Raw genomic sequence first — 16,473 nt, 5'->3', positions numbered from 1 at the left:
GTGTTGGTCACCGAAGGCAATCCCGGTATCGCCCAATGGCAGGATGCACCCTCATTCCTTGGTAGGAGATGCTATGTATTCGCTACTAGTGGCCGATGACCACCCGCTGTTTCGCGACGCGCTTCAAGCGGTCATCCGCGGCGGGCTGGCCGACACGCAGCTGTTGGAGGCTGACAGCCTGGCGGCAGCCATGGCGCATATCGAGGCACACGACACGCTGGACTTGCTGCTACTGGATTTGAGCCTGCCGGATGCCGACGGCCTGGAAGGGTTGAAAACGTTGCGCAGCGCCTTTCCCTGGCTGCCGGTGGCCATTGTCTCGGCGCATCAGGAGCGCCAACTGGTGCTGGATGCCATCACCCAGGGCGCGGTGGGCTATATCCCCAAGTCCACCCCTGGCGAGCAGCTATTGTCGGCGCTGGAGCAGATACTCCAGGGCCAGCTGTATCTGCCTGCCGATATCATGCGCCGCCCTCCTGCCCAGCGCGCCCCTGTCGCGGCCAGTGTCTCCTCGTCGACCGCCCTCCAGGACGTCGAACGACCCGGGCGCCTACCGCGCTTGACCGACAAGCAGTTGGATGTATTGAGCTGCATGAGCCAGGGGATGTCGAACAAGCAGATCGCGCGGGAACTGACGATTGCCGAAACCACCGTCAAGACCCATGTTTCCGCCATCCTGCGCAAACTGGGCGCGTCCAGCCGTGTGCATGCCATCGTGCTGGCCAGCGAAGAGGATCTGAGCAGCCATATTGCCCAGCGCACTGCCGGTCTGCCGGGCAAGCCCTCCCCTTGAGCCAACGCGCCCTATCCTGGCGGATGGTTCTCCAGTAGCGTTCCCAGCAGCATCTTGAGCCGCAGGGGCTTCAGAGGCTTCAGCAAGTAGTGCAGGCCTGCTTCCCGAGAGGCGCGCTTGACCGCAGCTTCGTGGTTGGCGGTAATGACGACGGTCGCCAGGCCGGGGTAACGCCGCCGCAGTCGCGCGGCCAGATCGATACCATTCTCACGATGCTCACCCAGGTGATAATCCACCAGCAGAACCGCAGGTCGCTCCCCGTCACTGGCCGCCTCCAGCGCACTCACCGTGGCGGCAGCACGCACGCGGCAACCCCAACCGCCGAGCAGTGCCTGCATGCCCGCGAGGATGTCCGGGTCATCATCCACCACCCACACCACGCAGCCCTGTAGAGGGTCTTCGTGCCACCAACCAGCGCCCACACCACTTGCAGACGCGGCACCGGCCGATCCCGCATAGGGCACGAGAACGGAGAACAGGGAGCCGCGCCCGGGGCGCGACGTAAGCGCAATCGGGTGCTCCAGCATGGCGCTGATACGGTCGACGATGGCCAGGCCCAGCCCAAGCCCGCGGCTGTGGTCTCCCTGAGGCTGGCTGGCACGCCGAAATTCGAGAAAGATCGCCTGCCGCTGCGCTTCAGGAATACCGGTGCCCGTATCTCCCACCATGATCTCGAGCCCGTTGGTTCGCCGCCGACATCCCAACAACAGGTGCCCCTGTTCGGTGTAGCGCACGGCGTTACTCAGGAAGTTGCGCACCACTCGCGCCAGCAGCGCCAGATCCGAGTCCACCCAGGCCCGAGACGCCACGTAGTGAAACGACAAGCCGCGCACGGCAGCCACCTGACGATACTCCTCGGCCAGCGCATCCAGCAGGGTACTCACGGCAAAGGGTGCCTTGTCGGCGTGGAGCACCCCGGCGTCCAGCCGTGAAATGTCCACCAGCGTGCCCAGCAAGCCTTCGACATCCTTCAAGGAGCGGCCGATATGCCCCACCAACGCCTGCGAGGCATCGGGCAGGGTGTGAGATTCCAGCGCACTGGCAAACAGCCGCGCGGCGTTCAAGGGCTGCAGCAAGTCATGGCTGACCGCCGCCAGAAAGCGGGTCTTGGAGAGGTTGGCAGCTTCGGCCTGGGCATTGGCCGCCAACAGCCGAGCATTCACGCGCCCCAGTTCGTCCAGCGCACGGTGCAGGGCATCGGTGCGCTCACGCACCTGCTCGGACAGCAGTACCGAGCGCTCGAACGCGGCATACGGGGCGCCACTGGGGCTGCCGCCTGACTCCACGCGCGCCATCAACGCCTGGCATACTTTGCGCAAACGGCGATTTTCCTCCTGCAGCGTTGCCAGAGTCGGCTGTTCACCGTGTTGCTCAGGCGGCTGGAAGAGCGCCAAAGGCCACCCCCGTAAAGGTCTGATTGACGTGCATGCCATGATGCTGCTCACCGTAGGTATTGAAACCGACCACGTTGGCATGGCGCAGCAGCGTCGAGGCCTGAGCCAGCTGCCCCAACGACTCGAGCGCCATGCGCCGCAAAAAGCAGTCACAGCCAAGGATAGCCACTGGCGCCCCCAGGCGAGCTTCCACACGTGCCAGCATGGTCGCCAGGTTCTCCAACAAGGGGGCCGGCTGCATGGCGGTGAGGACGATGCCGTTTTCAACGGCACAGTAAAAGCTCAGGCTGTCGTCGTCATTGACGCGCTGGATGGAGCGAATGTAGTGCTGGCCTCCCAATCGCACGGCCAGCGGGTGCTGGGCAAACACCACGGGGTCCAGTGCCGCCACCGGACGCCCTACCAGTTCGGCATAGAGCTGGGCCGCGGGCAACCCATTCAGCTCATGTACCCGCCGCTGCTCATGGTCGACCGCCGTCACCACCAGCTTGTGCGCCAAGGGTCGCAAATGATGCGTGGAAAACACCTCGAACGGCAGCTGAGTATTGATCATCACCACCACGGCAGCCTGGGTGTGAAAGCGGCCATTCGCGTAGACATGGGTATGGGACAAGTGATTGTCGTCACCGGCCGAGCCTCCGAAGCTGGGAATGCGCCCCAGCGCGGCATCCAGCGTGGCCAGCACCTGCTCTTCTCGGCTCGACAAGCCATCCAGCAGCGTGAGCGCAAAGCTGTGTTCATTGACGGGCGCCACCGCCTGCTGCCGACAATGATCCAGCAAGGTGTCGACCAGTGACTGAGCCACGGCGAGATCAAAACCTTCGAGATCGTCGATCAATGCCGTTTCGACGGCGAAAAACCGCTGATCGAGACATATGGCGACAATGGACCCTCGCTCGTAACCTTGCGGAGTCAGCTCACCTGCCGTGGTACAACCGCAGATGGGCAGCTCACCAAAGGCCTCACCAAGCGCCGTTGCCAATGCCTCCAATGGGTACCCCGCGCTGCAAAAGAACAGCAAAAATCCCGCATTGGGGTGGTGCAGTTGGGAAGCCAGCTCTGCGGCCGCCTGAGCGGGGTCGGCATGGCGACTTGCAGCCGTACGAATACCGCTGTCAGTAGAGTTGATGGTCACGACGCCATTTCTCCAGCGCTGCATGAGTACGACCTGCGCAGTGGCGTACGCTGCTGAATGCACGCATCAGTTGCTCACCTTCGGGCGCAGGCATATCGGCCATCAGCTCCAGGCGCTTGGCCTCGGCAGCCAACCGCTCGGCTCCGATGCTCAACGACTCGCCGCGCAGCTGGTGCGCTAGCCGCTTCACTTGCAGTGCCTGTTCGCTGCCCACGTGCCCTTCACGGGAGAAGTAGCCGGCTAGCTGCGCGGTATAGTCGCTGACTTGCTGGTGATAAAGCACGATCAGTTGGGTCACACTCTCGCTACCCAACGAGGCCAACAGCGTTTGCAGTGCGGTCTCGTCCAACAGGCACGCGTCATCATGCTCTTCCCGTGTCTCAGGCATGCTGGGTAGAAGCTGCCCGTGCTGTTCGGTCAGGTGCAGTGCCAGCACATTGCTCAATGCCAGCAGCGATAGCGGCTTGGTGATGTAATCGTTCATCCCGGCGGCCAGACAGCGCTGACGGTCATCGTCTGCACCGCCCGCGGTCATGGCGATGATGGGCACCTGCTGACACCAGCCTGCCTGTTGGCGCAGTCGACGCGTGACCTCGATGCCGCTCATATCGGGCAGCTGGATATCCATGAACACCAGGTGTACTGGCTGACGCTTGACCATGTTCAGCGCTTCATGACCATTTTCGGCACACACCACTTCACACCCCAGTCGCGAGAGCAAGCCCACGGCCACTTTCCGATTGACGGCATTATCTTCCACCAGCAGTAGCGAGAACCCCGCAAAATCCTTGGAAGGAACGACGGGCAAGGGAGCATCGATCGGGCTTGCTTCGACCAAAGGCAGCTCACACCAGAACGTACTGCCCTGACCAGGCTCGCTGTTCACTCCCATGCGGCCCTGCATGGCTTCGCACAAGCGCTTGCAAATCGCCAGCCCCAGCCCGGTACCCCCGTAGCGCCTGGCGACGCTCTCGTCGGCCTGCTGAAAGGGTTCGAACAAGGATGCCTGCTGTTCAGGGTGGATGCCGCACCCGGTATCGCGGATTTCAAATACCAGTACGTTGACGGTAGAACTGACGCGGATGGTGACGCTGCCATGATCGGTGAACTTGATGGCGTTGGCGATCAGATTGAGCAGAATCTGGCGCAGCCGACCAGCATCGATCATGACCCAGGCGGGCACCAGCGCATCGATATACAGCGAGAGCTGCACGCCCTTGGCCTGAGCCCTGGGTTCGAACAGTGCCATGACGCCTTCCACCAAGGGGGGGAGCGCCGTGGGGATCGTTTCCAACGTCAAATGACCTGCCTCGATCTTGGAGAAGTCGAGAATCTCGTTGATCATGGCCAGCAGCTGATTGGCGCTCTCGTGGATCGTTCGGGCGTAATCTTCTACCTGAGCAGGGCTGGCAGGCTCACGCAGCAGTTCGCTCATCCCGATCACGCCGTTCAGAGGCGTACGAATTTCATGGCTGACCATGGCCAGGAAATCGGATTTGGCATGGTTGGCCGCTTGCGCCTGGCGAGCGGTCACCTGAAGCTGTTTGCCCAGCTGCTCCTGTTCACGGCGCGCGGCCGCGCTTTCCCGCATTTCACGCACCAAAAACGCAATGACCAGCAAGACGGCCACGCTCATTCCGAACAGCAGCGTAATGAGCAGCTTGTACAGCGCGCTCAACAAGGCGCGCTCTTCTGTTGCCGATTCGGCGAGATAGCCATTGATCGCAATCACGAAACGTTCGGTCAGGCGAGTGAGGGCCTGCAGCTCTGTTTCCAGTTCCGTGATGGGCAGTGGGGTCAGCACGGCATAGGGCTCGAACATGGGGTCAAGCCGATCCAGTTGTTGTTGAATCGACGCCAATAGCTCCCTCGCCGCACTGATACTCTGCAATAGCGAACTCACCTCGCCTTCTCGCAGCAGCGTGATGCGGCTGTAGAGCAGCTCGAACCTCAGGTTGAGCGCGTCTTGAGCGGTGGGAGAGAGCGAAGTACGCGTTTCTGCCAGCAGATGATTCAATAGCTGAACGGCATCGCGATCGAGTTTATAGACCACCCAGGCCGTATCTTCACGCAAGCTCTGGGTCAGGTTGTCTTGGCGCCATGCGGAGAGCCCTGCCACCACCAGTGCGGCGGCAAACAGCAGCACCGTGATGATGGCCAGCAGCTTGAGACGCCGAGGGTAACGCAGCAAGCGAGGTGCCCGAGGCGTAGACTCACTGGCGGACATTGATATGCATTGCCTGCCAGACTGCCCTGAAGCGCATGCGCTCGCTCAGCAGTGCTTCGTCATGATCGAAAGGGTAAAGCACCCATAGCGGGCCATACTCACGAATCGGGATGGCTTGATCATCGCGCTCCAGCGCGAGAATGACATCGTAGTCGTAAAAGTCACTGATCGGGATTTCCGCCTCGTAACCATTCAGCGCGGCAACGTTGACGGTATCTCCCTCGCTCTCCAGGAACTCCAGCAGCGTGCGCATCAACGGCCCACGGTAGTGGCTTTTGCCTTCTGTCCACGGTGTCCCCGTGGTAAACGAGTGCTGCGGCAACGCCAGCAGCATCTCATGGTCGAATTGTGCCTCATGCTCTGCGTTGGTGGCTCCGATGCCACCGTCGACCGTGAGAATGACAGGCCCTTCAGGCGCTTCCAGCGGTTTTGTCGTCTCTGCCAGCACTGCATGAGGAATGCTGAACGCCAGCATGATCCACCCCAATAACATCGCTTTCACTACTATGCCCTCGTATCGTATTGCCCTGAGCGCACCACGCGAATCAAGCCTTGCGACAGGAATAAAATAAAAAGAGATGGCGCCTAGGGTACGCCATCTCGATTCACAGGTCAGGCTAATTACGATGTTTCTGGCCCGTCGCGAATGACATCCTCCTACCGAGGTGACATTGCATCAACGTATCATCAGGTCTTCAGCTGCTCGATGGGCTCAAAGCGCACCAGCTCTTCGTAGGCGTGCCAGCTGGCATGCCCAAGCACGGGCAGAATCAGCGCCAAGCCGATATAGAACGTCATGACACCCACCAGCACACAACCAGTCAGGATGGCGGCCCACAGCAACATCGGGCGGAAATTGCGTGCCACGCAGCGCACGCTGGCTTCGATGCCTTCCATGAAGGTCAGGTCTTGATCCATCAGCGTCGGAATGGCCACCACGCTGATCGCAAACGCGCCAAAGGCAAGCACTCCTCCTGCCACTGTGCCAACGGCCAACATTCCCAACCCCTCGGGCGTAGTGAGCAGCGCGGTATACAGCGTAGCGGGGCTCGGCACTTCAAAACCGAAGAATAGCGCGAACAGCAGTGTGGCCAAGCGAATCCAGGCGAGGAAGAAAATCATCATCATCACGCCCATCATGGCCAACTGACCCGCATGGGGCTTCCAACTGCCAAACGCATCGCCCAGGTTGGGCGCGCGCCCCTGCTCAAGGGCACGGCTGATACCGTAAGACCCAACGGCCACTAACGGCCCCACGAACATGAACCCGGCAATCATGGGCAGCAGCCAGTACCAGTAACCCAGCGTGAAGGCCCCAGCCGTAATGGCAATACTCAAGCCCACCCAGAACAGTCCGTACGCCAGACTGATGGCGGACGCGCGACGAAAATCTTCTACGCCAGCGGCCAGCCAGGCTCTTGGCCTGTCCATGCCTACCTTGTTGATAGTGATCTTGACGTTGGGCACACCTGCCACTGGCTGTGTTTTTGTTGTTACATTCATGGCGTAACTCCCGTGATTTACCCCAGATGGCGTTGTCGCACCAAACACTCAGGCAAATGCTTCCCCTGTGTGATGACACCATTAATTCCACGTTAATGGCTTAATGCTCTTTTAATGTAGTTGAGTTGTTTCCAGGCAAAGCGCTTTCATGGAGTCACGTACAAAAAATCCTCAAGAGGGTCCATTACCAACGAATAATTCGATGCATTAGCGCTGGGTAATATGCAAAAAAACGCGCCAGGCTAGATGCCTGGCGCGTTGCTTGGGTACTTTCGAAGCGAGCAGTTAGCGCACGATCATGACCGACACTTTGGCATGATGCACGACGTGCTCGGCGTTGGGGCCCAGCACATAATCGACGAACTTGCGCTTGGTATGCGAGGCCATCACGATCAGGTCGGCATCGATTTTCTTGCCGACCTTGATGATGGCCTCCCAGGGCGAGCCATCAACGATCACGCTTTGGGTCTTGATCCCTTCAGGCACCTGCTCCTTGATGAACGTATGCTGCGCCTCCTTGATGGCAGAGTGGGCTTTTTCCGAGAAATTTTTCGGAAAGTAGGCCCCCACCATGGGCATCTTGAACTCTGGCAGTACCGTCACGATATGTAGCGATGCTCCAAAGGTCTGGCACAATGTCACTGCCGTGGGCAGCGCCTTCTTCCATGACGCTTCTTCGTTCAGGTCCACCGGCAGCAGGATCTTCTGATACATGATCGTGGTCTCCTCAGGTGTTGGCCATGGCCGCACGCTCTTTCTCGCGACGACGGCGCTGCAGCATGACGACAAAGGCAAAGAGGACGAACCCGGGAATCCACATCCACTCTTTTGCCCAGCGGTCGACGGGCGCCAGCACTTCGATGATTTCCTGATCGAAATCGAAGCCCAGATCCTGCGCCAGGCCGCCGAACTGCACGAAGTCGACCGTGGCCTGATCACCGTCTACCCACAGCTCCATGCCCAGACGCTCCATGCGTTCTTCAGCGGAATCGCCACGCGGTACAGGCACCAGAATATACGTGGTCATGGGGTCGCCGAAGTTGTCTTCTCCCGCGATTTGCACGCGCAGGTTACTGCCATCTTCGACTTGCCCAAGTGCTTCTGCAAACTGTGCTGGCGGCACCGACTCGTACGGATCATGGATGCGGTCCATCCAATAACCGGGGCGGAACAGGGTAAAGGCAACCAGTAGCAGCAGCAGCGACTCGTACCAGCGGCTGCGAACCAGCATGTAGCCTTGGGTTCCCGCCGCGAAGATCAACATGGCAATGGTCGCGATGATGAACACCACGATCCCCTGCAGGAACGAAACGTCGATCAGCAGCAGGTCGGTATTGAAGATGAACAGGAACGGCAGGGCCGCCGTGCGCAGGCTGTAATAGAACGCCTGGAAGCCCGTCCGCAGAGGATCGCCCCCCGACACCGCAGCCGCCGCAAACGACGCCAGGCCCACCGGGGGCGTCACGTCGGCCATGATACCGAAGTAGAACACGAACAGGTGCACGGCAATCAGCGGCACGATCAAGCCGTTCTGCTGGCCCAACAGGACGATGACGGGGGCCATCAGCGCCGACACCACGATGTAGTTGGCAGTGGTCGGCAGCCCCATACCCAGAATCAGGCTCAGCAGCGCCGTCAGCAGCAGAATCATCATCAGATTGCCGCCCGACAGCACTTCGACCACGTCGGCCAGCACCAGGCCTACGCCAGTCTGGGATACCGCACCCACCACGATCCCGGCGGTGGCCGTGGCGATACCGATCCCAATCATGTTGCGAGCACCGGCTACCAGACCATCCCAGAGGTCAAGGAAACCCTCCTTGATGTCGGCGGCCATTTTGCTACGGCCACGGAACAGAGCGGTGATTGGCCGCTGGGTAACCATGATGAAGATCATGAACACGGTTGCCCAGAAGGCAGACAGCCCCGGCGAGAGCCGTTCGACCATCAAGCACCAGACCAGCACCACGACCGGCAGGATGTAGTGCAGCCCGACCATGACCGTGGGACGCGTCTGAGGCAGCGTGACGACCTTGGAGTTGGGGTCGTCCATCTCCAGCTCAGGGTAGCCCGCCCCGATTTTCAGCAGGCCCACGTAGGCCACTGCCAGCAGCACCGCGACGACCCAGGGAGTCGCATCACCCAACAGCGGTTTCAGCCACCCCAGGCCATAATAGACCGCAAACGAGAGAGCCATGATCAGAATCAGACCGGTCAGGAAGCCCAGCACCTTGTTGATCAACGGGCGTGCCGGGTTGCTGGACGGCAGACCGGTCATGTTCGCCTTCAGTGCCTCGAGGTGGACGATATAGATCAACGCAATGTAGGAAATGATGGCCGGCAGGAACGCATGCTTGATGACTTCCACATAGGGAATGCCGACATACTCCACCATCAGGAAGGCGGCAGCCCCCATGACCGGCGGCATGATCTGGCCATTCACCGAAGAAGCGACTTCCACCGCGCCCGCTTTCTCCGAGCTGAAGCCAACGCGTTTCATCATGGGGATGGTAAAGGTACCGGTGGTGACCGTATTGGCAATCGAAGAGCCCGAAATCAGTCCCGTCATGCCCGAGGCCACCACCGCTGCCTTGGCCGGACCGCCCTTGAAGTGCCCCAGCATCGAGAAGGCCACTTTGATGAAATAGTTACCGGCCCCTGCCTTATCCAGCAAGGCGCCAAACAGTACGAACAGAAAAACGAAGCTGGTAGAGACGCCGACTGCAATGCCGAACACCCCTTGCGTGCCCAGCCACTGGTGGTTGATCAAACCGTTCAGGCTGACTCCGCGATGCGCCAGAATACCCGGCATATAAGGCCCAAACAGGGAGTAGGCGATAAACACCCCGGCCACGATCATCAGCGGTGGCCCTAACGCACGGCGGGCGGCTTCCAGCAGCAGCACAATGCCGACGACGCCGACCACCACGTCCTGGGTGATGGGCCTGCCCGGACGCTGAGCCAAATCGCCAAAGAACAGAAACAGATAGGCGCCGCAGAAGGCGGCAACCGCAGCCAATCCCCAATCCAGCAGCGGCACGCGATCACGCGGCGAGCGCTTGAACGCAGGATAGGCCATGAAGGCCAGAAACAGCGCAAATGCCAGGTGAATGGAGCGCGCTTCCGTAGAGTTGAAAACGCCGAACCCGAGCATGAAAGGAAGTGGCGATGCAATCCATAGCTGAAATAGCGACCAGGCAGCTGCAATACTTACCAGCAGCTTACCCGGCACGCCCAGGGGCTTCCTTGCCCCTGTATCGCTGGAAGCGACCATATCCTCCAGGTCGCTTTCCGCGGCTGCCGAAGGTTGTTTGTCATCACGCATACGCTTGCCCTGCCTAATGGTCAGCACTGTGAATCAGTACTTTCAACAAGAAGCGCGGACACCCAAGGTGCCCGCGCTTTATCACTCATCGCGAGGCTGCTCACCTTAGCCAGCAGCATCGCTTTTCAAGACTTATTCGATCCAGCCACGCTCACGGTAGTAACGTGCTGCGCCATCGTGCAGCGGCGCCGTCAGACCGTCGGAGATCATGTCTTCTTCGTTCAGGTTTTCGAATGCCGGGTGCAGGCGCTTGAAGCGATCGAAGTTCTCGAATACTGCTTTCACCGTTTCGTAAACAATGTCTTCATCAACAGCGGTGGAAGAAACGAAGGTTGCCGCCACACCGAAAGTTTCGACATCTTCGTCGTTACCACGGTAAAGGCCACCCGGAATCACAGAACGCGTGTAGTAGGGGTACTCTTCGATCAGACCGTCGATCTCTTCGCCAGTCACAGAGACCAGACGCGCATCAATGGTGGTGGTCGCTTCTTGGATAGAGCCGTTCGGGTGGCCTACCACGTACACCATGGCATCGATGTTGTTGTCAGACAGTGCAGCCGCCTGCTCGGCAGCGTCCAGCTGCGAGGCCAGAGCGAAGGTGCTCTCGTCCCAGCCAAACGCATCCATCACCACGTCCATGGTATTGCGCTGGCCTGAACCGGGGTTACCGATGTTGACGCGCTTGCCGGGGAAGTCGGTGATGCTTTGAATGCCGGAGTCGGCACGGGCAACCACGGTCAGCGGCTCGCCATGCATGGTGAAGAGCGCACGCATGTCTTCCCACGCGCCTTCTTCTTCGAAGTTGGCTTCACCGTTGTAAGCACGGTACTGAACGTCCGACTGGACAACGCCCATGTCCAGCTCGCCGCTCTTCATGCCGTTGACGTTGGCAACGGAGCCGCCGGTGGACGGTGCGTTACAACGAATGTTGTGCTCATCGCTGCCACGGTTGACCATACGGCACACCGACTGACCGACGACGTAGTAAACGCCCGTTTGGCCACCGGTACCGATGGTGATGTAGCGATCCTGAGCTACCGCCGGAGAAGCGAAGGAAGCCGCAGCAATGAACGCGCCCGAGAAGGCCGCAGTAGAAAATACATGGCGTTTCATGAATACACCTCTTTATCTTGATGTTGTGAGCGTTATGCGCCTTGCAACCACCTGCAGAACGGTTCCCTTCAGGTGCTACGGTTGCAAAACGTTGTCAAGACAGTCTGTTATCGACCTCGGCAATTACTGCCGACGGTGACTACTTTAGCGAAAAAAAAACCACTTGGCGAAGCTCGCCGCTATTTCATGCTTGCCGCTGCGGCTACAGGAGACGTTTTTTCCGCCCCTACGCACCCGCTGAGCATGCCGCGCAAGTAGTCACCCCCTGGATGTCGAGGGCAACCCTGCAGCGAGTGCCTCCCTCGAAGGCTGGGCTGCTACGCGTTGCCACGAGACGCCACTGAGGAATAAGTTTAGCGGGGTTTGTGCATATGTAACGTTTAGTCACCGTTAAACATGCCTCCCTCAGCCATACCATTTTTGCATAGGGTATCCCAACCCGGCTGACCCGATTACCCATGCATCAAACGTTGTAGCCCAGCACCTGGGGTAGCCACAGGGCAATACTCGGGAAAATGGCCACCAGTGCCAGCGCACAGCCCATGGCCAGCACGAACAGCATGGCCCAGCCTATCGTATGCTCCAGACGAATCTTGGCGACTTCGGTGGTCACCATGAGGTTGACCGCCACAGGCGGAGTGAACTGACCAATGGCGATATTCATGGCCAGCAGAATGCCGAACCATACCGGGTTCCACTCGAAATGCTGCATTACCGGAATCAGAATCGGCATCATGATCAGATAAATGGAGATCGCATCCAGCAGCATGCCCGCCACCAGGACGGCCAGCATCACCAGTATCAGCAGCAGGACGCCGTTATCCGTCAAACCGATGATCCACTCGGCCATGTGCCGGAACGTGCCCAGCATGGTGCCTGCCCAGGCGAAGATACCGGCCAGGGCAATGATCAGCATGACCACCCCCGAAATGATCGCGGCTTCGCCCAGCAGCTCCCATAAATCACGCAGCGTCAGCTCACGGGTCAGCAGCAGCCCCACCAGCGCCCCGTAGGCCACGGCCACGACGGCGGCCTCGGTAGGCGTGAACAAGCCTGAACGCAGGCCACCAAGTATCAAGATCGGCGCAAACAGGGCAGGCAAGGCGTCACGAAAGGTGCCGCGCACGGTCAGTTGCTCGGCTCCCTCCACCGGGGTGCCCTCCCAGCCGTAGCGCTTGGCGACCAGCATGGCGGGGACCAGCAGTGCCAACCCGGCCAGCACGCCTGGAAAAAGGCCAGCGGCAAAGAGTGCCCGCAGGTCCACTCCCGGCACGACGATGGAGTAAAGAATCAGCGCTACCGAGGGCGGGATCAGAATCGCGGTCGACGCAGAGGCCGCAATCAGCGTGGCAGAAAACGGCTTCGGGTAGCCCGCTTTGGTCATGCTGGGCAGCATGACCATGGCCACGGCGGCAGCATCGGCCGGGCCCGAGCCGCTCATGCCGCCCATGATCATGCATACCAGCACGGCCACCAGCGCCAGGCCGCCATGGCGCGGGCCAATCAAGGCCTGAGCAAAGCGCACCAGACGCAGCGCGACCCCTGCCCGCTCAAAAATGAGCCCGGTCAATATGAACAGCGGAATGGCGATCAGCGGGTAAGTGGCTATTCAAAATTTATCGTGCGTTCAGACCCGTAGCCGTCGAGTAGGCGACAGACCTCCTTGCTGAGGTGGTCAAATGAGAGATAGGCACTCAACGGTAGCCATGCGTACTTCATCTGCCGCCACAGAATCTCTATCAGGTTAAGCTCCGGCGAGTAAGCCGATAGGTAGACCAGATGCACACGATGCGACATCCACTCCATAATCTTCCTTCTGAAGGCCTTGGAGCGATGCATGCTGGCATTGTCGAGCACCACGATGGCGAAGGTATCGGGATCTTTCTGGGCCACAAATTGATCAAATGCTTCGATGACTGTCTCGGTAGTCACCGGCTCCGTGGAGGTATGGTAGACCAGCTTCCCGGCTCGGCTGAGGAACCCCAGTACGTTCAACCTTCGGCTATGGGAGTAGGCGGTCATCTCAAAGGGCTGCCCAATGGGACTCCACGCGTATGGAACCGGTGACGACTGCGAAAAGCCCGACTCATCGAAGTAATAGAGCTCGTGCTCACCCAGGTCTTCCCGCTCCTGAAGCACCTTGAGAAGGCCTTGAGTGTTGCGGAAATCCGTTTCGTCGCGCCGTGCCTTCAGTGAATGCCGAATACGCTTGAAGCTGAGCCTATTTTTTTTTCAGCGCCCTGCGGAGCGTCACCATGCTGATGTTTTTCCCGGTCTCTTCCTGAAAGCGGGCATGCAAGGAGCGGAGCTGGTGGGGCTGTTCGGCGACAAGTTCCTGCAGCCGATGGTGGTCGTCGTCATCCAAGGCCGGCGTGCGGCCACTGCGCGGCTTGTCGATCAGCCCATCAAGCCCTGCTACCTCCCACTGTTTGAGCCATCGAGATACGGCATCGCGGCGGACCTGCAATATCTCACAGATCTGAGCGATGGTATGACCTTGATTGCTCAGCAAGATGGCATGCGCACGTCGACGTAGGGCGCGCTTCTCACCATGGTGATAGGCGGAGGACAGCGTCTGCTGCTCAGACTCAGTGAGAGGTGCAACGAAGCGCCTTGCCATGGTTCCGTCCGTGTCAGTTATCCTACATACATTATGCACGAAAACTTTCGGTTAGGCACTTAGCTCCATGAGGCACCCTCATTACTCGTGCAAGGCGTGCACGAAATTCCTGGTTGGCGGTTGTCCACCTGTTGTTGTCCAAGCGTTGTCATCCATGAGGGCTTAGGGTGCCGAGTACCGCTACGCTTACCAGGATGAGGAGAGCGATCGTCGCCTCGATGATCACACTCAGTCGCAGGTGCTGCGCGGAGTGCGAGGGGGCGCCGGAATGGATGTCATGTTCGAGTCGGGGTACCAACCACCAGCGATGCAGGGCGGCCAGGCCCAGCATCGCAGCGAACAGTGCCAGCTTGAACAGCATCAGGTTGCCGTGCAGGCTGTGAAACAGCGGTGCGATGGACCAGCCGGTCAGATCCGCGTAGTGCAGGATGCCGGTCACCACCAGGACGCCGACGAAAACGGTGCCTGGGCGTGAAAAGCTGTGCAGCGCCTGCCACAGCACATACAAGCCTTGGCCCTTGGCGGGCTTGCCGTGCCGCAGAAACAGGAGCAGAAAAGCCGCTATGGCGCCGATCCAACCGCCGGCGGCGAGCAGGTGCGCGATACCGGCCACCAGCCGCACTGCACCGCTCACACCATCGCCCCCGGCAGCGTGTCCGTTCCAGGCCAGGCTGAGCAGCGCCACACCGGCCAGCACGGTCACTCGCCGGACAGGGAACGGGCGTTCACCACGCCACAACCGCCAGCCGAGCACAGCGATCAGCACAACCAGCAGGAGTGCTCGCGTCAAGCCGGCGAAGCCGGCGGGGACGTCGAACAGATACCAAGCCAGGTCATCCCGGCCCAACTCGGAAACCGCGATGCCCATGATGCCCGCGGTATTGCGCGCAATCTCGATACTCACCAGCGCCAGGCCCAGCACCGCACAGATCAGCAGCCCGAGGCTCAAGGCCCGCTTGGGCAGGAGTGAGCACCGATCACCACTGACCGTCAACGCAGCCGGGCCGTACCACGCGAACAGCGGTAACCCGAACAACAGCATGAGGTCCAGGTACTGCGCGAGCCGAAGCCCGTAGTCGAGCATGCTGAACATGATGAGGGCACCTGCTTATTCGACAGTGAAGCTGAATTCTCCGGTCATCGGATGGTTGTCGTCGCCGACGGCGCGCCACTGCACGCGGTAGACGCCCGCTCCGAGAGGATGATGCAGTTTGGCGCGTAGTGTCTTGCCGTCGTTGATGAATTCAATGTCGATATGCTCGAATTTCTCCGTGACTTCGCCGTTCTTTATGGCGCTCAGCTCCAGGCGCGAGGCGCGGGGTACAAGCCGTTCATTGAAGACGAGATCGATCTGCTTCGGGGTCGCGGCGACGGCATCGGCCGCCGGTGTGGATTCGACGAGGGAGATGTGAGCCTGGGCAACCGATGTGATCAGCAGGCCGATTGCGAGGCTGGTACCGATAATCAGAGAGCGAATTTGAGAAATACGGTTCATGTGCGTTGCACCTTTTCTAGTTTTCGAGAAAATCAGCCGCAGCAACCCCGGCGACCATTGCCGCCCGCTGATTGGCTGGACAGGACGTCGCTGTCTGACAGGCGCGCGGGATATCCGGCCTGTTGCAATGTCGACAGCAGCGGATCGCTGCCTTGGTCGAAGTTGCCACGGACACGAACGCGGCCCGTGGCCAGATGTACCTCCACCCCATTGATTCCCGGCAACTCTTTGAGTGCATCGGTGACCTTCGCGATACATGAGCCGCAACTCATGCCTTGCACGTCGAGATCCACTGTGTTCATGACTGCATTCTCCTCATTGATCCCGAGATTGATCCCGAGCCATTAGCCGTTTCATTCGCGCTGGTCAGCGATATGCCTGATAGACGCTGGTGCTGCGATCGACATGGATCAGCAGGACATCGTAGGGATCTTGCGGGGAAGCACGTCCACGATGCCGCCAGGGCACTGCGTTTATCGCCAGGATAAGGCCGCCTTACGGGGCCCTCACCTGCTCGATCGACACAATGACATAATCGGTCTCGCCGGTCTGGCGCAGCACGAAGCGAACACGTTCCTCGGCGTCAATACCCTCTGCCAAGGTCGGATCGGCCAAAGCCAACTCCATGGTCATGGCCGGCCAGCGAAGCTCGGCGATGGGTTCATGGGCCAGCACGACACTATAGCCATCCTGCGTGATCGACTGTACGGTACCGAAGCCTTCGGCTGTGCGCATTTCCTGATGCTCATGTCCTGTCTTGGCGCCATGACCGGCATGCTTGCCGTGTCCATGATCGCTGGTCGCCATCGCAGGTAGCGCCACCATAACGCCCATCACGACCACCAACTGAAGCATACTGTTTTTCATA

At 59.9% G+C, this 16,473-nt stretch carries 14 protein-coding genes and 1 pseudogene; 1 reads left to right on the top strand and 14 read right to left on the bottom strand.

From position 1 onward, the window contains the following. Nucleotides 1-73: 73 nt before the first annotated feature. Nucleotides 74-793, top strand: coding sequence for a response regulator (locus RVM26_RS01205; RefSeq protein WP_218314386.1), 720 nt, complete (start codon nucleotides 74-76; stop codon nucleotides 791-793). Between the two features lie 11 nt (nucleotides 794-804). On the opposite strand, the gene RVM26_RS01200 is transcribed toward RVM26_RS01205, so the two are convergent. The 14 genes and pseudogenes from RVM26_RS01200 to RVM26_RS01135 all read right to left on the bottom strand — a co-directional run bounded on the left by RVM26_RS01200 (nucleotide 805) and on the right by RVM26_RS01135 (nucleotide 16,472). Beyond that, nucleotides 805-2,187 (bottom strand): hybrid sensor histidine kinase/response regulator, encoded by a 1,383-nt coding sequence (locus RVM26_RS01200; RefSeq protein WP_218314385.1) that lies wholly within the window; start codon nucleotides 2,185-2,187, stop codon nucleotides 805-807. Beyond that, a complete protein-coding gene (gene nosP, locus RVM26_RS01195) occupies nucleotides 2,165-3,346 on the bottom strand; it encodes a nitric oxide-sensing protein NosP (protein WP_498940307.1) in 1,182 nt (393 codons plus the stop codon). The genes RVM26_RS01200 and nosP overlap by 23 nt, the downstream gene beginning before the upstream one ends. Further along, nucleotides 3,303-5,549: an ATP-binding protein gene (locus RVM26_RS01190; protein ID WP_498940305.1), complete on the bottom strand. Its 2,247-nt coding sequence runs from the start codon at nucleotides 5,547-5,549 to the stop codon at nucleotides 3,303-3,305. The genes nosP and RVM26_RS01190 overlap by 44 nt, the downstream gene beginning before the upstream one ends. Continuing rightward, on the bottom strand, nucleotides 5,536-6,042 hold the full coding sequence (locus RVM26_RS01185) for a putative pterin-binding protein (RefSeq protein WP_498941693.1): 507 nt from the start codon (nucleotides 6,040-6,042) through the stop codon (nucleotides 5,536-5,538). Before RVM26_RS01185 ends, RVM26_RS01190 begins: the two co-directional genes overlap by 14 nt. Nucleotides 6,043-6,236: 194 nt before the next feature. After that, nucleotides 6,237-7,052, bottom strand: a complete 816-nt coding sequence (locus tag RVM26_RS01180; protein ID WP_498940303.1) for a DUF2189 domain-containing protein — start codon at nucleotides 7,050-7,052, stop codon at nucleotides 6,237-6,239. Between the two features lie 285 nt (nucleotides 7,053-7,337). Beyond that, nucleotides 7,338-7,766 carry a universal stress protein gene (locus RVM26_RS01175; RefSeq protein ID WP_039175450.1) on the bottom strand — a complete coding sequence of 143 codons (429 nt, stop codon included), beginning with the start codon at nucleotides 7,764-7,766 and terminating at the stop codon, nucleotides 7,338-7,340. 13 nt (nucleotides 7,767-7,779) lie between these two features. After that, nucleotides 7,780-10,377, bottom strand: a complete 2,598-nt coding sequence (locus RVM26_RS01170; RefSeq protein ID WP_498940302.1) for a TRAP transporter permease — start codon at nucleotides 10,375-10,377, stop codon at nucleotides 7,780-7,782. A 132-nt stretch (nucleotides 10,378-10,509) separates the two neighbouring features. Further along, nucleotides 10,510-11,490: a TAXI family TRAP transporter solute-binding subunit gene (locus RVM26_RS01165; protein WP_096921424.1), complete on the bottom strand. Its 981-nt coding sequence runs from the start codon at nucleotides 11,488-11,490 to the stop codon at nucleotides 10,510-10,512. A gap of 463 nt (nucleotides 11,491-11,953) precedes the next feature. Beyond that, nucleotides 11,954-13,099, bottom strand: a pseudogene (locus tag RVM26_RS01160) (TRAP transporter large permease); the annotation flags it as partial. Continuing rightward, nucleotides 13,096-14,110, bottom strand: a protein-coding gene (locus RVM26_RS01155) for an IS630 family transposase (protein WP_498940299.1) whose coding sequence is annotated in 2 segments (ribosomal slippage) — nucleotides 13,096-13,722 and nucleotides 13,724-14,110 — 1,014 coding nt in all. Because the reading frame shifts where the segments join, the coding sequence is not laid out codon by codon here. The gene RVM26_RS01155 and the pseudogene RVM26_RS01160, both read right to left, overlap by 4 nt. Nucleotides 14,111-14,258: 148 nt before the next feature. Next, a complete protein-coding gene (gene copD / locus RVM26_RS01150) occupies nucleotides 14,259-15,203 on the bottom strand; it encodes a CopD family protein (protein ID WP_498940297.1) in 945 nt (314 codons plus the stop codon). 15 nt (nucleotides 15,204-15,218) lie between these two features. Beyond that, complete coding sequence (gene copC, locus RVM26_RS01145) at nucleotides 15,219-15,605, bottom strand: copper resistance CopC family protein (protein WP_498940296.1); 387 nt, start codon at nucleotides 15,603-15,605, stop codon at nucleotides 15,219-15,221. A gap of 32 nt (nucleotides 15,606-15,637) precedes the next feature. Beyond that, the gene (locus tag RVM26_RS01140) at nucleotides 15,638-15,907 is read right to left on the bottom strand and encodes a heavy-metal-associated domain-containing protein (RefSeq protein WP_169956264.1); all 270 of its coding nucleotides are present in this window, start codon (nucleotides 15,905-15,907) and stop codon (nucleotides 15,638-15,640) included. A 193-nt stretch (nucleotides 15,908-16,100) separates the two neighbouring features. Further along, nucleotides 16,101-16,472: a copper-binding protein gene (locus RVM26_RS01135; RefSeq protein ID WP_498940294.1), complete on the bottom strand. Its 372-nt coding sequence runs from the start codon at nucleotides 16,470-16,472 to the stop codon at nucleotides 16,101-16,103. Between the last annotated feature and the right edge of the window lies 1 nt (nucleotide 16,473).

This window comes from Halomonas sp. KM072, assembly GCF_050710315.1.
In the GTDB taxonomy this organism is placed as follows: Bacteria; Pseudomonadota; Gammaproteobacteria; order Pseudomonadales; family Halomonadaceae; genus Vreelandella; species Vreelandella hamiltonii.
The sequence above is the reverse complement of the archived record's forward strand: the minus strand, read 5'-3'. Positions and strand labels throughout refer to the sequence as shown.